Source organism: Nitrospirota bacterium (genome assembly GCA_016178585.1).
Lineage (GTDB): Bacteria > Nitrospirota > Nitrospiria > JACQBW01 > JACQBW01 > JACOTA01.
Genome location: JACOTA010000045.1, coordinates 13,989 through 30,502, shown reverse-complemented (window position 1 = coordinate 30,502; position 16,514 = coordinate 13,989). Strand labels below are relative to the sequence as shown.

Annotated in this window: 18 protein-coding genes; 5 read left to right on the top strand and 13 right to left on the bottom strand. The window is 43.5% G+C overall.

Features of this window, described 5'->3' with window-relative positions:
* Positions 1–68: 68 nt before the first annotated feature.
* The 6 genes from HYR79_08355 to HYR79_08330 form a co-directional block, all read right to left on the bottom strand.
* Positions 69–1,274 (bottom strand): type II secretion system F family protein, encoded by a 1,206-nt coding sequence (locus tag HYR79_08355; GenBank protein ID MBI1821707.1) that lies wholly within the window; start codon positions 1,272–1,274, stop codon positions 69–71.
* A gap of 23 nt (positions 1,275–1,297) precedes the next feature.
* Entirely contained in the window at positions 1,298–2,410 is a 1,113-nt protein-coding gene (locus HYR79_08350; GenBank protein MBI1821706.1) for a type IV pilus twitching motility protein PilT, read from the bottom strand.
* A 13-nt stretch (positions 2,411–2,423) separates the two neighbouring features.
* Entirely contained in the window at positions 2,424–4,124 is a 1,701-nt protein-coding gene (gene pilB, locus HYR79_08345) for a type IV-A pilus assembly ATPase PilB (GenBank protein ID MBI1821705.1), read from the bottom strand.
* A gap of 213 nt (positions 4,125–4,337) precedes the next feature.
* Positions 4,338–5,177 (bottom strand): shikimate dehydrogenase, encoded by an 840-nt coding sequence (gene aroE / locus HYR79_08340; protein ID MBI1821704.1) that lies wholly within the window; start codon positions 5,175–5,177, stop codon positions 4,338–4,340.
* Positions 5,174–6,505 carry a DUF512 domain-containing protein gene (locus tag HYR79_08335; protein MBI1821703.1) on the bottom strand — a complete coding sequence of 444 codons (1,332 nt, stop codon included), beginning with the start codon at positions 6,503–6,505 and terminating at the stop codon, positions 5,174–5,176. The genes aroE and HYR79_08335 overlap by 4 nt, the downstream gene beginning before the upstream one ends.
* Entirely contained in the window at positions 6,502–7,023 is a 522-nt protein-coding gene (locus HYR79_08330; protein ID MBI1821702.1) for a CDP-alcohol phosphatidyltransferase family protein, read from the bottom strand. The genes HYR79_08335 and HYR79_08330 overlap by 4 nt, the downstream gene beginning before the upstream one ends.
* A 109-nt stretch (positions 7,024–7,132) precedes the next feature.
* On the opposite strand from HYR79_08330, the gene HYR79_08325 reads away from it, so the two are divergent.
* The 4 genes from HYR79_08325 (at position 7,133) to HYR79_08310 (ending at position 9,921) form a co-directional block, all read left to right on the top strand.
* Positions 7,133–7,546: a hypothetical protein gene (locus HYR79_08325; GenBank protein MBI1821701.1), complete on the top strand. Its 414-nt coding sequence runs from the start codon at positions 7,133–7,135 to the stop codon at positions 7,544–7,546.
* Complete coding sequence (locus HYR79_08320) at positions 7,546–8,070, top strand: PilZ domain-containing protein (protein MBI1821700.1); 525 nt, start codon at positions 7,546–7,548, stop codon at positions 8,068–8,070. Before HYR79_08325 ends, HYR79_08320 begins: the two co-directional genes overlap by 1 nt.
* Positions 8,071–8,280: 210 nt before the next feature.
* Positions 8,281–9,066, top strand: a complete 786-nt coding sequence (locus tag HYR79_08315; GenBank protein ID MBI1821699.1) for a peptidylprolyl isomerase — start codon at positions 8,281–8,283, stop codon at positions 9,064–9,066.
* 9 nt (positions 9,067–9,075) lie between these two features.
* Positions 9,076–9,921 (top strand): metal-dependent hydrolase, encoded by an 846-nt coding sequence (locus HYR79_08310; GenBank protein MBI1821698.1) that lies wholly within the window; start codon positions 9,076–9,078, stop codon positions 9,919–9,921.
* A gap of 60 nt (positions 9,922–9,981) precedes the next feature.
* Here the strand turns inward: HYR79_08310 and HYR79_08305 are convergent, their stop codons facing one another.
* From HYR79_08305 to HYR79_08275, 7 genes are read right to left on the bottom strand one after another with little or no spacing between them, the layout of a single operon-like run.
* A complete protein-coding gene (locus HYR79_08305) occupies positions 9,982–10,308 on the bottom strand; it encodes a DUF971 domain-containing protein (GenBank protein MBI1821697.1) in 327 nt (108 codons plus the stop codon).
* A 12-nt stretch (positions 10,309–10,320) separates the two neighbouring features.
* A complete protein-coding gene (hemH, locus tag HYR79_08300) occupies positions 10,321–11,298 on the bottom strand; it encodes a ferrochelatase (GenBank protein MBI1821696.1) in 978 nt (325 codons plus the stop codon).
* Positions 11,299–11,310: 12 nt separating this feature from the next.
* Positions 11,311–12,324 carry a hypothetical protein gene (locus HYR79_08295; protein MBI1821695.1) on the bottom strand — a complete coding sequence of 338 codons (1,014 nt, stop codon included), beginning with the start codon at positions 12,322–12,324 and terminating at the stop codon, positions 11,311–11,313.
* Entirely contained in the window at positions 12,324–14,255 is a 1,932-nt protein-coding gene (locus HYR79_08290) for a hypothetical protein (protein ID MBI1821694.1), read from the bottom strand. The genes HYR79_08295 and HYR79_08290 overlap by 1 nt, the downstream gene beginning before the upstream one ends.
* 40 nt (positions 14,256–14,295) lie before the next feature.
* Positions 14,296–14,556 carry a hypothetical protein gene (locus tag HYR79_08285; GenBank protein ID MBI1821693.1) on the bottom strand — a complete coding sequence of 87 codons (261 nt, stop codon included), beginning with the start codon at positions 14,554–14,556 and terminating at the stop codon, positions 14,296–14,298.
* A gap of 6 nt (positions 14,557–14,562) precedes the next feature.
* Positions 14,563–14,901, bottom strand: coding sequence for a hypothetical protein (locus tag HYR79_08280; protein MBI1821692.1), 339 nt, complete (start codon positions 14,899–14,901; stop codon positions 14,563–14,565).
* Between the two features lie 17 nt (positions 14,902–14,918).
* On the bottom strand, positions 14,919–15,593 hold the full coding sequence (locus HYR79_08275; GenBank protein ID MBI1821691.1) for a DUF3386 family protein: 675 nt from the start codon (positions 15,591–15,593) through the stop codon (positions 14,919–14,921).
* Between the two features lie 92 nt (positions 15,594–15,685).
* Between HYR79_08275 and HYR79_08270 the strand changes: the two genes are divergently transcribed.
* A complete protein-coding gene (locus HYR79_08270; protein MBI1821690.1) occupies positions 15,686–16,456 on the top strand; it encodes a CbbQ/NirQ/NorQ/GpvN family protein in 771 nt (256 codons plus the stop codon).
* Positions 16,457–16,514 lie beyond the last annotated feature (58 nt).

The following is a 16,514-nucleotide window of genomic DNA, read 5'->3' as shown; positions in this document are numbered from 1 at the left end:
ATTACGCCATTCACACCAATCATGGGGTTTTAAAACTCTTGCAATTGAATTGAAAATTGGGATCGGGGCTAACCGACAACGGAAGCCATCTTAAAGATAGGCAGATACATGGCGATGACGATAAATCCAATCGTGACCCCCAAAAATACCATTAGCGCCGGCTCAAGAAGTGATGTCAGGGCAGTCACGGCGGAATCGACCTCATCGTCATAAAAATCCGCAATTTTCTCCAACATCGCATCCAGAGCCCCGGTCGACTCTCCCACGCCAATCATTTGGACAACCATCTGAGGAAATACATTGGTCTTCTTTAGCGGTTCCGCAATAGTTTTCCCTTCACTGATGCTCTGTTTAACCGACAGCAAAGCTTCTTCAACGACCTTATTGCCCGACGTTTTTGCCACGATGCCTAAACCATCTAAAATGGGAACCCCTGAGCTGATTAATGTTCCCAAGGTCCGGGTAAAATTTGCCACCGAGGCCTTTCGGATCAAATCTCCCACCACGGGAAGCTTGAGGAGATACAAATCAACAAGCCTTCTGCCGTTCGTGGTTTTATAATATTTTTTAAAAGCAAAAGATAGCCCCATCAACCCGATAACAATAAAAATAATATTGTGCTGCATGAATTCGCTGGCTCCGATGACGATAACCGTCGGAAGGGGAAGGGTTCCTCCAAAATCAACGAACATTTTCGCGAAAGTCGGTATTACCCACACCATTAAAATCGTGATAACGCCAATGGCCACGCTGACGATCACACCCGGATAGACCATTGCCGATTTGATCTGTTTTTTTAGTTTCATCGACTTTTCGATATGTTTTGCCAAACGGTTTAAAATGGTATCCAAAATACCCCCCGCTTCGCCGGCCGCCACCATGTTGACATATAAATCATCGAATACTTTCGGATGTTTTCTTAAAGAATCGGCATAGGTCGCCCCTCCCTCAACATCCTGGCGTACCTGAACCAGGGCTTTTGCCAGTGTTTTATTTTCGGTTTGAGCGGAAAGAATTTCGAGGCATTGAACAAGCGGCAAACCCGCGTCTATCATGGTGGCAAACTGCCGGGTAAAAATCACAATGTCTTTTTCCTTGACCCTTCCGCCTCCTCCAAAGGAAAGAGTGATTCCCGCCGGTTTAGGATTAACAGAGGTCACCAAGATATTTTGTTTTCTCAGGATAGAAATCACCTCATCCTTATTTCCAGCTGCGACCTCCCCTTTCTGGATCCCCCCCTGCCTTGTTTTGCCTGTCCATACGAATGTTGCCATAACGACTCCTGACCTGACCTTTTCTAAGCGTTAGTAAGCTTTCCTTCTCTCAGCCCATTTGAAGAAGAGGTCATCCCCCCCCGATTAAACATCGCTAAAAGTTCATCGGGAAGGCTTGACCGTTGCACGGCTGTCTCTTTGGTTATATATTTTCTCATCACCAGTTCATAGAGAGATTGGTTCATGGTCTGCATTCCATATTTCGCCTGACCCGTTTGCATCGTCGAATAAATCTGATGAAGCTTGTCTTCTCTGATTAAATTCCGGATAGCGGGATTTGGAACCATGATTTCTAAAGCAAGACATCTTCCCCCTCCCTGTTTCTCAATCAATTGTTGGGAAACCACCCCTTCCAGGACAAAGGAAAGCTGAGCGCGCACCTGGGGTTGCTGACCCGGAGGAAAAACGTCTATAATCCGGTTCATGGTCTGGGCACACGAATTCGTATGAAGGGTCCCTAAAGTGAGGTGTCCCGTTTCCGCAATGGTCAAAGCGGCTTCGATCGTCTCCAGGTCGCGCATTTCCCCCACTAAAACAACATCCGGGTCCTGCCTTAAAATATATTTAAGAGCTGTTTTAAAGGACTTGGTGTCCATTTTTACTTCTCGTTGGTTTACCACCGCTTTCTTATGAGCATGAATATATTCGATCGGGTCTTCAATGGTGATAATATGGAAATGGTTTTCACTGTTAATTTTGTCAATCATCGCCGCTAAAGTCGTAGACTTGCCGCTTCCCGTCTGCCCGGTCACCAAAACGAGTCCGCGCGGTTTCTCACTCAGGTCTTTCAAAATTTTTGGCAATCCCAATTCTTCAAAGGTTTCGATTTTAAAAGGAATCACCCGAATGGCGGCCGCAACGCAGCCCCTTTGCATAAAAACATTAACCCGGAACCGGCTTAACCCTTGTAAACCGAACGAAAAATCCAATTCATTTTCTTCTTCAAACGTATGTTTTTGAGAATCCGTAAGAATACTGTAAATAAGCTGCTTGGTATCAACCTGCGTAAGGGGTGGATGGTTCATCGCAACCATCGATCCATCAATCCTCATCTGAGGAGGCGTACCGGTTGTAATATGCAGGTCAGATCCCTTTTTTTCCAATAAACCTTGTAAAAGTTGCTGTAAATTTGCCATGAGTTAATTTCTCCTAATCGGTAAAGGTAGACTCCGCGACATCTTCAACGGTTGTTAAACCGGCTTTGATTTTTTCGAGTCCGCTCACTCTCAACGTCTTCATTCCCAGGGAAATCGCTTTCTTTTTAATTTCATCCGCATTGGCTCCCTGCAGAATCAATCCACGGATTTCATCCCCTATAGGAAGCACTTCATAAAGCCCTAATCTTCCTTTATACCCGGTGTTATTGCATGCGCCACATCCTTTCCCTTTATAACAGGCAATCGAATTCGCGTCTTCGGTTGAAAATCCCATGGAAACCAGAGTTTCCGGGGGGATTTTTTCAACTTCCTTGCACTGAAGGCAGATCCTTCTGACCAAACGCTGGGCCAGAATCAAAACACAGGAAGAAGCCACCATGAAAGGTTCGATGCCCATGTTGAGCAAACGATTAATAGTACCCGGAGCGTCATTGGTATGTAGCGTGCTAAGGACAAGATGTCCCGTTAAAGCCGCTTTGACGGCAATTTCGGCCGTTTCAAAGTCTCTGATTTCTCCGACCATGACCACATCCGGATCCTGCCTTAAAAAGGAACGCAACGCGGCGGCAAAATTCAATCCGATACTTTCTTTCATCTGAACCTGGTTGATGCCTTCCAGGTTGTACTCAACCGGATCCTCCGCCGTCATAATATTAATATCAACGGTATTAATGTAATTCATCGCAGAATACAGCGTGGTCGTTTTTCCAGAACCGGTGGGCCCGGTGACCAGAACCATTCCCCACGGGCTTGAAACCGCTTTCATGAAATTTTCCATGGCTTTAGGCTCGAAACCGAGTTTGGTCAGATCGACATTTAAACTCGACTTGTCTAAAATTCTCATCACGATTTTTTCACCAAAAAGACAGGGAAGAATCGAAACACGGAGATCAACCTCTTTATCGGTAAGTTTTAATTTTATTCTGCCGTCCTGCGGAAGCCGTCGTTCAGAAATATCGAGGTTTGCCATGATTTTAATCCTGGAGGTCAAAGCTGCCTTGAACTTCAAAGGGGGCGCCATCACTTCACTGAGGGAGCCGTCCATCCGGTAACGAACACGAAATTTCTTTTCATAGGCTTCAATATGAATATCGCTAACTCCCTTTCGGATAGCTTCCGTAAGGATAATATTGACCAGCTTGACGACTGGAGCGTCTTCGACCTCTGCTTTCAATTGGACGACATCGACGTCTTCTTCTTCATCATCATGAAGGACGTCGACATTCTCATCTTCAATATTTTGAAGCATCGTTTGAATTTGCTGAGACGAATTGTAATATTTGGTCATCGCCGTCAGAATCCCGCTTTCGGAAGCCAATACCGGAGAAATGTCGTACCCTGTCATAAATTTTATATCGTCGACTGCAAAAACATTGGAAGGATCGATCATAGCGACATGAAGAAGGCCTCCTGACCGCTTGACCGGAATAACCTTATATTTCTGCACCAGTTCGGATGGCACCAGCTTAATCACCGAGGCGTCTATTTCTGTTTTTAAAATGTCTATATAGGGAAGACGAAGTTGGGTACTTAAAAATTGAAGAAGTTTAATTTCCTCAATCGCCCCGATTTTCGTCAGGATTGACGTGAAAACTCCCCCGTCTTTTTTAAGAGAAACGAGCGCTTTCTGAAAATTTTCTTCGGTGAGGAGCTTCGCCTGGACGAGTAACTTACCTAACTTTTCAGGAACCATTCATTAATACTCCAAACAAAACAGGGCTTTTAAACGCGGGGTTTTTGCTACAATACAGAAAAAAACCACAGGTTATGCTACGTCTGAAGTTTATCCGTGAACCCCATTTTTGTCAAACCACCCGAAATTGGATTTTTTCCAGTTTCAAGTCGTCAAAACGTCAGGATTTTTAAAAATTGAAGGACCGTTTGAAATCAGGAATGGTTGTTATTTTTACTGGATGGATTTTGCCATTAAGGATACCGGAGGCATCTTTCCGGTCCAGATTTTAAAGGCTAAAGCCCCCTGGAAAACCAGCATGCTTGAGCCATTTAAAATCGGGCACCCGTTTTGTTTTGCCTCTTCCAAAAACGGTGTCATTCGAGGGTTATAAATTAAATCGTAGACTTTGAGTTTCCTGTGAAAAAAATCAGGGGGAACGGGCGAGGCAGCCCCGGCGTGAAGGCCGACAGAAGTGGCATTGATTAAGAGGTCGGAGCATTGTATAAAAGTCTTTAAATCCGGCTCATGATAAGAAAAGGTTACAACCTCGATTTCCGGAAAGTATTGGTTGAGTTGTTTTTTCAGAACTGATCTTTTGGACGGGGTTCGGTTAACAATCCCGATCGATTTTACTTTCTCAAAACAGAGCTGTGTCGCAACCGCTTTGGCCGCACCACCCGCGCCAAGGAGAACAATTCTCTTGTTTTTTGGAGAAAAACTCCATTTTTTCCTGAGAGACTCAACAAACCCCGGGCCATCGGTATTAAATCCCCATAATTTTCCTTTGTGAATTCGAACGGTATTGACTGCCCCTATGATGGAAGCTTCCGGAGAAATTTTGTCCACGAGGGAAACCATCTTCTCCTTATGCGGAATCGTTACGTTAAATCCAAGAAATCCCAGGAGTGTTAAGGAATAAACGGCTTGTTCTAAATCTTTTGGCAAAATATCAAAGGGAATGTAACAGTAGTCCAGCCCCAGCGCGTCAAAAGCCGCCTGGTGCATTTGGGGAGATAACGAATGGGAGACCGGATGGCCGATAATAGCCACGCACCGGGTTTTTCCCGTCATAAAGCCAGACTTTCTATAAAACGAGAAAGGCCCTTCGCGTTTGAGTCAACCATCACCGTTGAAACTCCCAGCTCTTTTTCTATCGCGTCAAAAGGGGTTTCGTCTAAAAACAAATGGCTTTCTTCGTTTAGGGCAACAGACGGTATCAACAGGTGATCTCCCAGATTTTTTCCGCTTAGTTGTGAAATAATATCCCGGCCGACGATTAAACCGGTCATCGTCACGGTCTGTCCTAAAAAGTCATTCAAAATGGGATATAAATGAAAGGTCAGCCCTTGAACCTTTAATTGCTCCAAACCTTTTTTCAAAAAAGGGTAAAAAGAGGTCCCGGTAACAAGAGAAATGCTTGTTTTCTTTTTTAATTTCCGGGGTAATGTTTCCACAAAAAGATCCCATTCAGATAAAAATGCTGAAACCATCCCCACACCATTTTCAAGCTGGGGGAAATCCTCATAATATTCAAGGGATGGAATCGGCATATTTCCAATAATAAACATTTCATCGGCCGGATAGAGAAACGGATATCCCAGGTCTTTTTTAAATGTCTCCTGCCATTGATGAATTTTCTGAATGGACTCTCTCGCATAGTCCGGCGTGAAAACTTCCAGGGCAGGAAGATTTTCCCTGTGCCTGGTCAATCCTACCGGGACAATGGCTAAAGACATGACTTTTGGATAAAATTTCGCCAAATCAAATACGCTTTTCTCCAAATACGGACCATCATTAAACCCTGGCGTTAACACGATTTGGGTGTGCAGGCAAATTCCATGTTCGGTAAGTTCTTCAATCTGGGAAAGGATAGGCGGAGCATGTTCATTTTTTAAAAGTTTTTTTCTTAGCTCAACATCCGTCGTATGGACGGAAATGTAGAGAGGAGAGAGTTTCTGTTCGAACACCCTCTCTTTGTCTCTTTTGGATAAATTCGTTAAAGTAATGTAATTCCCATACATAAACGAAAACCGGTAGTCCTCATCTCTGATGTAAAGGGATTGGCGAAACCCTCCCGGCATTTGATCGACAAAACAAAACTCGCATTCATTAGGACACTGGCGTATCCGCATAGGGATAAAATCAAGGCCGAGTTCCTCGTCATATTCTTTTTCAATCTCAATCTCCCAGATTTCACCGTCTTTTTTTCGCACTTCAATTTTCAATTCTTCTTCGGTGATAAAGAATTTATAGTCAATGACATCTCTCAGGGGTTTTTCATTAATCGATAAAAGCTCATCTCCCGTTTCGATTTCAACCTCTTCGGCGATACTGCCAGGTTCCACGTAATTGATTAACAAACCTTTTTGAGATAATTTTTTTTCGTCGTTAACGATCATTTTAAAAAGCCTCGATATAAGTATTGGAGTCCCGAACCTACCGTCAGGGCCAGGGTCACAACGAGCAGCGGAAAAAGGGAATTTAGATTCTTGTTGAAAATCACAAAAAGTAAAACCAAACAAAGATAAAGGAATTGAAGAACAGTCGAACTTTTTCCGGCCAGGGTCGGCGTGATGTTAACCTTCATTTGAACCATATCCATTAATATCGTTCCGAAAATAAGAACGATATCCCGGCTTACGACGGTCACAGAGGCCCAGACCGGAACAATTTTCGTAACCGACAAAGTGACAAAAGAAGCCGTCAGCAGGAGTTTATCCGCCATCGGATCCAGATAGGTTCCGAGCAACGTCCTTTGGTCCGCCAGGCGGGCAATCAGGCCGTCCAGACCATCTGTCGCAAAAGCAAAAAACAGGATCCCCAGTGCCAGAGAATAATATTTATAAATCAGGCAATTAATGAAAAATGGAATAAGTAAAATCCGTAGGAGAGTAAGAAAATTCGGGACGTTCATCATCCTAGAACAGCGATAGAAAGTTGTCATTGCGAGCGAAGCGAAGCAATCTCAAGACTTTACGATAAGATTGCCACGCACCCTTCGGTGCTCGCAATGACATGATTAATAAGTGGGTGCGAAGTCTATCGCTGATCTTGGGATTCAAGTTTTCCTTTACAAGTTAGTCAAATTCATGTATAAAATCTACTTTATTTTAACTCTTTGTTTTTTACAATTTATTTTTTCGATCATTTATTTTGGAGAACACATGACAGCGGCTGAAATCTATCAGATTGAAGGTTTTGACCCAAAAAAACGCTACTTCAACAGAAATCTTTTTATTCATAAAAAAGACAAAAATTATCTGGCCCAGTTTACCTACGAAACTGTTCCTTTTGAAACGCCGCATTTCCTAACCCCCATCGAAGCTGTCAGAGAGCTCGTTCGAACTCTCCAAGAAAAAGATTTCTCTAAATTAAGAGCAAAAATAAATTTCAAAGGGAAAAATTACCTGACTGAATCGGAACCCTGGATCGATTTTTGATGGATTTTCCGATTTTAAATTCTCCTGAGTATAAGGGATATTTCCTTCGTCTGGACCCTAAAGAGGAAATCCTTTCTTTATTTAAATCGGACGGGGATTTTATAAAATCGGTCAAACTGGAGGATCTGGTCTCCCTCTTATTAGAATCCAATGGAAGCACCCGCAGAAAAAATCTCAGGACCTCCCTTTCATTAAAGATAAAATATCAAAGTGCGCCAGGAAACTGGGAAGAAAGTATTACCGGGACTTTGGGTACAGGCGGACTTTTTATTGAAACTCCGGTGCCGCTTGAGAAAGGATCAGACGTGGCAATAAAATTTAACCTCCCCGATACCCCGCTCCAACTAATAGAAGCCAAGGGGAAAGTGGTTTGGACAAGAAACCAGTTTGAAAAAGTCCTGCATTTCCCTGGAATGGGAATAGAATTTAGCGATATCTCGAACGAACAGAAATCCGCCATCCGAAATATGATTACGGCAATTAATAAATCCAGAGGCATTGAATTAACCCAAGAACAGAGTTAGAAAGCTGTCATTGCGAACAAAGTGAAGCAATCTCAAGACTTTACGATAAGATTGCCACGCACCCTTCGGTGCTCGCAATGACATGATTAATAAGTGGATGCGAAGTCTATCGCTGGTCTTGGGATAAACGCTTAGCTTGCCTAAATAACTTAGCCATGCTACATTTATAACTTAAATTTAACTTAAAATAAGGAGAAAGCTTTGAAAAGAATGAGTCTATTTATTTTTTGTCTGGTTTCATTATTTTTTCTTAAAACAGCCCTTGCGGACGAGCTTGCAAATGTAAACGGGACATCCATTACGACAGAAGAATTCATGAAAAATATGGCTCAAGTCCCACCTCAAGAAAAGAGTCAGTATTCTTCTCCGGAGGGGAAGAAAAGGGTTTTGAATTTTCTTGTCGAACGGGAACTTCTTTCACAGGAAGCAAAAAAAACAGGATTGGATAAAGACCCTGTCTATTTAGAAGAAGTTGAACAGGCAAAAAAACAAATTTTAGTCAACCTGATTGCACAGAAGATCGGCCAGGAAAAAATAAACGAAGAGGAAATTCACTCTTATTTTAATAAGAATATCAAAGACTTTCAACTTGTTCGGGCAAGTCATATTCTTGTTAAAACAGAAGAAGAAGCCCTAAAAGTTAAAAAAGAACTTTCGGCGGGCGGTAATTTTGAAGAACTTGCTAAAAAATACTCTATTGATCCAGGGTCCGCCCAAAAGAAAGGCGACCTTGGCTTTTTTAACCGAAAACAGATGGTACAACCCTTTGCTGACCTTGCTTTTTCGTTAAAACCAAATGAAATGGGAGGACCTGTCAAGACTCAATTTGGTTACCATCTTATAAAAGTCATGGAAGTCAAAAACCCTAAATTTGAAGAATTAACCCAGGAAAACAAAAGAACGATTCAAACGGGCATTATGAATAATGAGATTGAGAAATTAAAATCTAAAGGAAAAGTTAAAATTAACGAAGAAGCCTTAAAAAAACTTAACTAGACGTCGCAAATGAAACTGTCAAATATGTACAGAGTTTTTAAGCTCGCCCTTTTCTTTATCGCGTTTTTCTTCTTTACTAAAGCTTCATTTGGAGCTGAAATCGGGAAAGGGGTTCAAATCACATGGCTCGGTCAATCCGGGTTTAAAATTGTCGCCCCTAACGGAAAGATTATTCTCATTGACCCCTGGGCGAAAGGAAATACCCTTTATCCCTATAAAACCTCCAGCGGGGAGCCCGATTTAACCCCTTTGTTGGAGGCAGATATTATTCTGATCACCCACGGGCATTTTGATCATTTAGGCGATACCCTTCCCATTGCGGAAGATCCGACCGCCAAAAAAGATTTAAAAATTGTCACCATTTTTGAATTAATGACCTATTTGTGGCAGGAGGGCGTTGATCAGAACAAACTCATGGCGCTTAATTTAGGCGGGTCCGCTAACATTGATGGCATCCAGATTACAATGGTCAAGGCGGTCCATAGTTCCGGAATAGGACCGTTTTCACCGAAAAGTTTAACCTACGGGGGTGAAGCGGCGGGATTTATCATTGAGTTTACCAACGGCTTTAAAATTTACCATGCCGGCGATACGGCTTTATTTGGTGAAATGAAATCTTACAACACTTTTTATCACCCTAATCTAATGATGTTGCCGATTGGTGGAGTTTTCACCATGGGACCCAAAGACGCGGCCATGGCGGCTGAATTTGTCCATCCTCAATATGTGATTCCCATGCATTATGGCGGAACCTTTAACCTTCCCGGAAAACCCGCCGACTTCAAAACTGCCTTAAGTAAACGAGGCCGGGGGATTAAAGTCATCATCCCCATCCCCGGCAAACCCATCAATTAAATCTTTTTTAAAAAACCTTTGGCATTTTGAACCAATGAGAAGGGGTCATCTGCTGCATTCTCATCGGTTCAAGGACATGCAGGACTCGCAGGGACATATCTTTCTAAGTAAATCAAACGAATAAATCCCGGTGCTATGCCCATCGCTCCAATTGACCTGAATGGCGTAATTTCCAACCGGAAAAAGGTCATCCGGATGAATATCTCCGGGAATCGTTTCCCGTTTAAGGAGAGATTCACCCGTCCATTCGTCCACGCACGATGCACATTGACAGGAAAGCCTCAGATATTCATAAGAATAATTTCCCTTATGGCCGTCTTCCCAGGTCATTTCAATTCCAACACCTCTGATATTTTTGATTTCTGCGGGTCTCAGGTATGATTCCATTTTTATTAGCCTTTATTTCCCAGCCACAGTTTCTTTAAGCGCTCTTATAAACGTAGGTGAAGTATTTAAGGAGGGCATTCGATAAAAATAAGGAATTCCAAGTTCCGTGGCGATTCCTTTAAATAAAATATCGATTTCATAAAGGGTTTCGGAATGGTCCGACACAAAACTAATCGGAACCACGAGAATCTTTTGAACTTTCTGTTCCGCCAGCTCTTTTAGTTTTTCCTCAACGGATGGACCAATCCACTTGAGCCTCCCAATTTTACTTTGATAAGCCAAATGAAGAACTTCTTCCTTTAAATAGGGTGCCAACAAATTCACCGTCTCTTTAATCTGTTTTTGATAGGGGTCTCCTTTTAAAATTACCTTTTCAGGCACACCATGGGCAGAAAACAACACATGAAGCTTTCCGACAGCCTCTTTGGGAAAAAGTTTTTTCCCCTCTTGAATATTTTCGAACACCGCCTGAATATAAGATGGCTGATTATACCATTCATAAATGGGTTGAATCTGGAGGTTTAGCCCTTTTTTCTTAATCAACCGGTTAAGTTCATTCATTCCGGAACCCGATGAAGTAATGGAGTATTGAGGAAATAACGGAAGAACGATCACCTTTTCAATTCTCTCTTTCGCAATCTGATCAAGGGCCTCTTCGATACTGGGTTTCCAATAACGCATCCCCACAAAAACTTTGTAATTTCCTTCTTTTGAAAGAAGCCTTTCAAGAGCTTCCCGTTGGGCCTCGGTCAATTCTCTGATCGGTGATTTCCCTCCGATTAACCGATAATACTCCTTGACCACCGAACTTCTGCGTTTTGAAATCCAGGCAGCAAGGGCCGGGAGAAGCCATTGGAATCCAAAAGGAAGCGTAATAATGTCCTCATCTGAAAAGAGGTTAAATAAAAATGGTTCAATCGCCTCCAACGAATCCGGGCCTCCTAAATTAATTAAAAGGACTCCGGTCGGCGCCTTATCGAAATGATTCAAATATTTTTTCCTTTATTTTACAGAAGATTGATCAAATCCTTTAAGCAGGGTCCAATGCTCACCGCCGTTGACCGACTTATACAGTCCTCCCTGTGTCCCCGCGAAAAGGATTTCAGGCCTCGACTTATCCAGGGCCAACGCCCGGATGACTTTACTTTCTAAACCCCGGTTTTCAGGAATCCAGCTTTCTCCTCCGTCAGTTGATTTGTAAATACCCATGTCAGTGCCGGCATACACCGTCTTAAGGTCATTCCCATTCAATGCCAGGGCAATCACAAAACGGGAGTCCACCCCTTTGGTCATTTTTATCCAGCGGTCTCCCCCATCAGAACTTTTAAAGACTCCCAGGGAGGTTCCGATCAGGATTTCATTGTTTTGTTTGGGATTAATTAAAATGCTGTTGACGCCTAATGACATCGCGCTTCCCACTTCATTTTCAATTAAACCCTGGTTTTTCTTTTCCCAGTGCTCACCCAAATCTCTGCTTTTATAGATACCTCCACTGGTACCAACGTAGAGCATTTCACTATTTTCGGGATCAAAGACGAGACTGACGGTATAAACACTCTCCATGTCCCCCACCTTTTCAACCCATTCCGAACCCGCGTCGATGCTTTTAAAAACCCCGACGGTTGTCGCCGCAAAAATAGTTTTAGGATCTTTAGGGTAGAAGGTCAGACCGTTGACAACGGAAACATGCCCTTTCAATCCAATATTGGCCGAATGCCATTGTTGTCCCCCATCTTGAGTTTTATAGATGGCGTCGCCAAAGGTCCCGGCATATACCGTCGAAGAGGAGGAAGGGTCAATCGCCAAAGAGAGCACATGGGCATCGCTCAAACCTTCACTCCGAAACTCCCATGTTTCACCCCCGTCCCGGCTTTTGTAAACCCCTTTCATTGTCGCGACATACATGATCTGAGAGTTGGAGGGATGAATCGAAATAGCAAAAACTGTCGGTTCCTGATGGGTGCAACCTGTCAGTCCCAAAAGGAATAAAATAAGAACCACGGGAAGGGATTTCATTACAAACCGATTCCCACAAGGACCCCCGCGTCAGCCGTCCCTGCGAGAAGAGTCCCGGGATAGGGAGAAAAGAAACTTTTGGTATCGGATAAAAGCCCTTTTCCGGACGCTTTGGTCCACGTACTACCCTGATCCTTACTCCAAAAAATTCCTTTTTCAGTCCCCGCAAAAATGACCTTTTTCCCGTCCACATTTTCAACCGCAAGTGTCTGACAGTTAAGCCCGCCAGGAAGCGCTGTAAGGGGTTTCCACCGGACATCATGTTTTAAAACCGTCCCCTCAAAAATCTCCCTGTCAGTCCATAGATACAAATTTTCTTTGAAATAAGCTCCCCGAATCTCAAATGGGTGGTTTGGGTAGGTCAATGGCTGGAGAAGGACAGGCCCTGTTTTGGGAATCATAAAAAATTCCTGCCTGGAAAGGGCAAATAACGTTTGGCGGTCGCCGACGGTCCATTGAATAGGGACATCGACGGGAAGAAACACCTTTTCCCAATAATTCGCGGTATTGTCCCGCCTGAACAACCCTTTTTCCGTTCCCGCATATAAAATGTCAGACGGATCAATGAAAAGAGCATGAATTCCCGACTTGCCGATTCCTTCATCCAACGGGACCCAACGCTTTTTTAACCGGTCTCCTAAGAAGACCCCATCTCCAGACAAAACATAAAGAGTGTGGGTCGCGTCCTCTTGAACCGTTTGGATATTATAATCGGAAAGCCCTTCATTCATCTGATACCAGGAATTACCCCCATCTTTACTTCTAAAAATCCCTCCGCCTTCCGTTGCCGCATAAAACCCTTTTTCGGGATTGCCCAAAATCGACTGAACCGCCGGGAACGAGATTCCTTTCTCCAACGCTAACCAATGGGATTCATTGGTATTTTTTAAAAATACACCATTTGAGGTTCCCGCATATAAATGACTGTCAGGGGTAAAAAGCATGGATTGAATACTTTTTTCTCTCAAATCTCCATTGATTGAACTCCAGCTTTGACCTTCGTTTGAGCTTTTAAAAATTCCCTCTCCGGTCCCGGCATACAGGGTTCCGTCCTGGGCCGCCCGAATGCTTCGAATCGAAATATTTGACAGACCGTTATTAAAAGGAATCCATTTTCGTCCGCCATCAGTCGATTTAAAAATCCCGCCGCCAAAGGTCCCGGCAAGCAAATGACCCTTCGGAGATTTGACCATCACCCGAATATAATTTTCATTTAAACCGGACTCTCCCTGGAGCTTGAAGTTAATCACCTGCCAGCTCTTTCCCATATCCCGGCTGTGAAAAATCCCCTGTCCGGCAGTTCCTGCGAACAGAGCTCCGGAATGATCAAAAATGATAGCTCTGACCAGCATTGATTCCATACCTTTATTGACAGGCTCCCACTGCTTTCCCTGGTCACTGCTTTTAAATACGCCCGCCCCGGTTCCAATAAAAATTTCTTTTTGGTATTCCGTAATCGTGGCAATTTCAAGATTGGTCAAGCCATGATTGGACTCGCTCCAGGTTTTCCCTTTGTCATCGCTCTTAAAAATCCCTCCCCTGATGGTTCCGGCATAAAGGGTTCCTTCCTTCGAAACGAATAAAGACAAAATAAAAGGATCCTTAATCCCTGACTTCACGGACTCCCATTTATCGTCTCCAGATTTCTTTTTGTAAATTCCGTCTCCAAAGACTCCCGCAAAAATCGTGTTGTCATCATCTAACGATAAAGCCGATATGCTTCCGCCCGAAACAGGTCCGTTTGTCTGATAAAACGTAATTTCTCCCTTTTTCGGCTTTTGATAACCCATGCGGTTTGTAATGTACTGGAACTGCTCCAGATATTTAACCTCCTCTTTGGAGCACTCTTTAGGAGCCATAATCGCCGTCAAACCAAGCCCTAAAAGACCCAGGGCAACAAAATAAATTCCCTTTAACAATTTCTTCTTCATCTGATAAATACCTTTTTTCTTAACTCGTTAAACCCATCGGTCAAGGGAGGAGTTTGGCGGCCGCTTCAATCAAATCCCACAACACCTGCCGGGTCGTCGCATGACCAAACGGATAAGCTTTTCCGGTTACTTCCTGATAAATCCTCTTTCCTTCTTCGAGAGTTAAGTCCAACGGTTCTTTACTCCCCCCAAAAAATAGATCTTTTTGAGAAAACTGAATCAGATGAGGATATGCCCTTTCATCTTTTGTAATTAAAAACTCTTTACCGGAAGAGTCCTGGACCCATAAACCGATCTTCATATCATTTTACAGGCAATGGTTTTTGATAAAATCATCGGCATGTTCTTTTTTGGTGGGCTCAACATGAGAACCTGCTCGTTTTAAAAAAAGGCGGAATTCCTCGCACGCTTTCTCGCGGTCTCCGATTTTTTCAAATGCCCAGGCTGTCAAAAACGTCGGCGTGTATAATAACGGTTTTTCTGTAATCTCATAATCGAATTTTAATTTTGCCGCTTCTTGAAACAGGACGATCGCTTCTTCAAACTTGGCCTCTGACATATCAATCATTCCTTGACGATTTAAATCATAAGCCTTATCCAAAACGTCGTCCCCGCCAGCGGTCACTGGAAAGACAAACAAAAACAAGAAAAACACCCACGGAATCATAAAAGAAGATGATTCGAGAAAAGTAATTCTTTAACACAGGCTTCTCCGCCCTCGGAGAAAAATACTCTCCTTTTTCCGGGGAGATAGACCCCATTGACCACAACCGGCTCATCATTAAAGCTTTCGGCCTGCTTCAAGTCTCCTTTGGGAGTAAAGTAATAAACAATATATCGGGTATTTAAAAATTTTCCGTCGCGGGTAATGATAGAGTCCTGAACGTTTATCGTAAAACGAACCGGCCCCATATTCCGGTTTATTTGAACAATCCTGTTATCTTTCACACGGTAGCGGGAGTTCAAACCATCTCCGTGAATCAGAACAAGCCGGCCCAGGGGATGAGAATCTGCTTCTCCCAAGGTTAAAATATTTTTCCCGTCGCTGGTGTCAAATGTTCGGTGCCCTCGATGAGTTGCCATCATCCCAATTTGCGCTTCTGCCCATTTTTCAATTTCCGGGTCGCCTAAACTAACCTTCACCTCCTCAGGCAGTCTGACGGTCACGCTTCCCTTGACGCTTTTTCCGTTCAGGGTGACTTCCAGTGAGGAAGAAAAGCCCTTGAACTCTTGACTCCAGCGATAAGTCGTTTCATAGGCCCGCCGTAAAAGATCCCTTGCTTGAGGATCATCTGCGACGGCGATGGTTTCCTGCTCGTTAACCTCGTAATTTTTCATGTTTTTTTCTCCCTTTCGTCCTTGTAACCCAAATTCTTACTATGCTATATTTATTTTCGAAAATCAATCCTTAAAAAAAAGGAACTCCGGCTATCGAACCTTTCTATATCCCCACCGGCGACGAAGTTAAACTCTTTCAAATCGCCTTTGAATCCCGAATTCCAGTGGCCTTAAAAGGGCCGACAGGATGCGGCAAAACCCGTTTCGTAGAGTCTATGGCTTATCGTTTAAAGGTGCCCTTAACCACCGTCTCCTGTCACGAAGACCTGACCGCTTCCGACCTCGTCGGACGTTATCTCCTCAAGGGAAATGAAACGGTTTGGTCTGATGGTCCCTTGACCACTGCGGTTAAAGAAGGGGCCATCTGTTATCTGGACGAAATTGTGGAAGCCCGGAAAGATACAACGGTCGTTATACATCCCCTGTCGGACAGCCGTAGAATCCTTCCGATTGAAAAAAAAGGAACGGTCATCGAGGCTCATAAAAATTTCATGCTGGTGCTTTCATATAATCCAGGTTACCAAAGTGTTCTTAAAGAGCTGAAGCAGAGCACGAAACAACGATTTATCGCCCTTGAATTTAATTATCCTCCCTTTGAACAGGAGGTCGAGATTGTCCGCCACGAAGCGGGAGTCAAAGATGAAATGGCAAAAAGTCTCGTCAGAATAGGGCAGAAAATAAGAAATCTTAAAAATCAGGGCCTGGATGAAGGGGTCAGCACCCGACTCCTGATTTATGCCGGTCATCTAATCAAAAATGGAATTGACCCTTACCTTGCCTGCAAAACAGCGCTTGCCCAACCGCTTACCGACGATCCGGAAATGCAAAAAAGTATCCAGGAAATTGTCTCTTCCATCTTATAAATGAAAAAACCTTATGATCTGATCATCGTGACCGTCACTCTTTATTTACGAAGAAAGG

Bases quoted from the DNA above. Each gene is read 5' to 3' on its own strand.
- HYR79_08355 (MBI1821707.1), bottom strand. From the start codon at position 1,274: ATGGCAACATTCGTATGGACAGGCAAAACAAGGCAGGGGGGGATCCAG.
- HYR79_08350 (MBI1821706.1), bottom strand. From the start codon at position 2,410: ATGGCAAATTTACAGCAACTTTTACAAGGTTTATTGGAAAAAAAGGGA.
- pilB (MBI1821705.1), bottom strand. From the start codon at position 4,124: ATGGTTCCTGAAAAGTTAGGTAAGTTACTCGTCCAGGCGAAGCTCCTC.
- aroE (MBI1821704.1), bottom strand. From the start codon at position 5,177: ATGACGGGAAAAACCCGGTGCGTGGCTATTATCGGCCATCCGGTCTCC.
- HYR79_08335 (MBI1821703.1), bottom strand. From the start codon at position 6,505: ATGATCGTTAACGACGAAAAAAAATTATCTCAAAAAGGTTTGTTAATC.
- HYR79_08330 (MBI1821702.1), bottom strand. From the start codon at position 7,023: ATGATGAACGTCCCGAATTTTCTTACTCTCCTACGGATTTTACTTATT.
- HYR79_08320 (MBI1821700.1), top strand. From the start codon at position 7,546: ATGGATTTTCCGATTTTAAATTCTCCTGAGTATAAGGGATATTTCCTT.
- HYR79_08315 (MBI1821699.1), top strand. From the start codon at position 8,281: ATGAGTCTATTTATTTTTTGTCTGGTTTCATTATTTTTTCTTAAAACA.
- HYR79_08310 (MBI1821698.1), top strand. From the start codon at position 9,076: ATGAAACTGTCAAATATGTACAGAGTTTTTAAGCTCGCCCTTTTCTTT.
- HYR79_08305 (MBI1821697.1), bottom strand. From the start codon at position 10,308: ATGGAATCATACCTGAGACCCGCAGAAATCAAAAATATCAGAGGTGTT.
- HYR79_08295 (MBI1821695.1), bottom strand. From the start codon at position 12,324: ATGAAATCCCTTCCCGTGGTTCTTATTTTATTCCTTTTGGGACTGACA.
- HYR79_08290 (MBI1821694.1), bottom strand. From the start codon at position 14,255: ATGAAGAAGAAATTGTTAAAGGGAATTTATTTTGTTGCCCTGGGTCTT.
- HYR79_08285 (MBI1821693.1), bottom strand. From the start codon at position 14,556: ATGAAGATCGGTTTATGGGTCCAGGACTCTTCCGGTAAAGAGTTTTTA.
- HYR79_08275 (MBI1821691.1), bottom strand. From the start codon at position 15,593: ATGAAAAATTACGAGGTTAACGAGCAGGAAACCATCGCCGTCGCAGAT.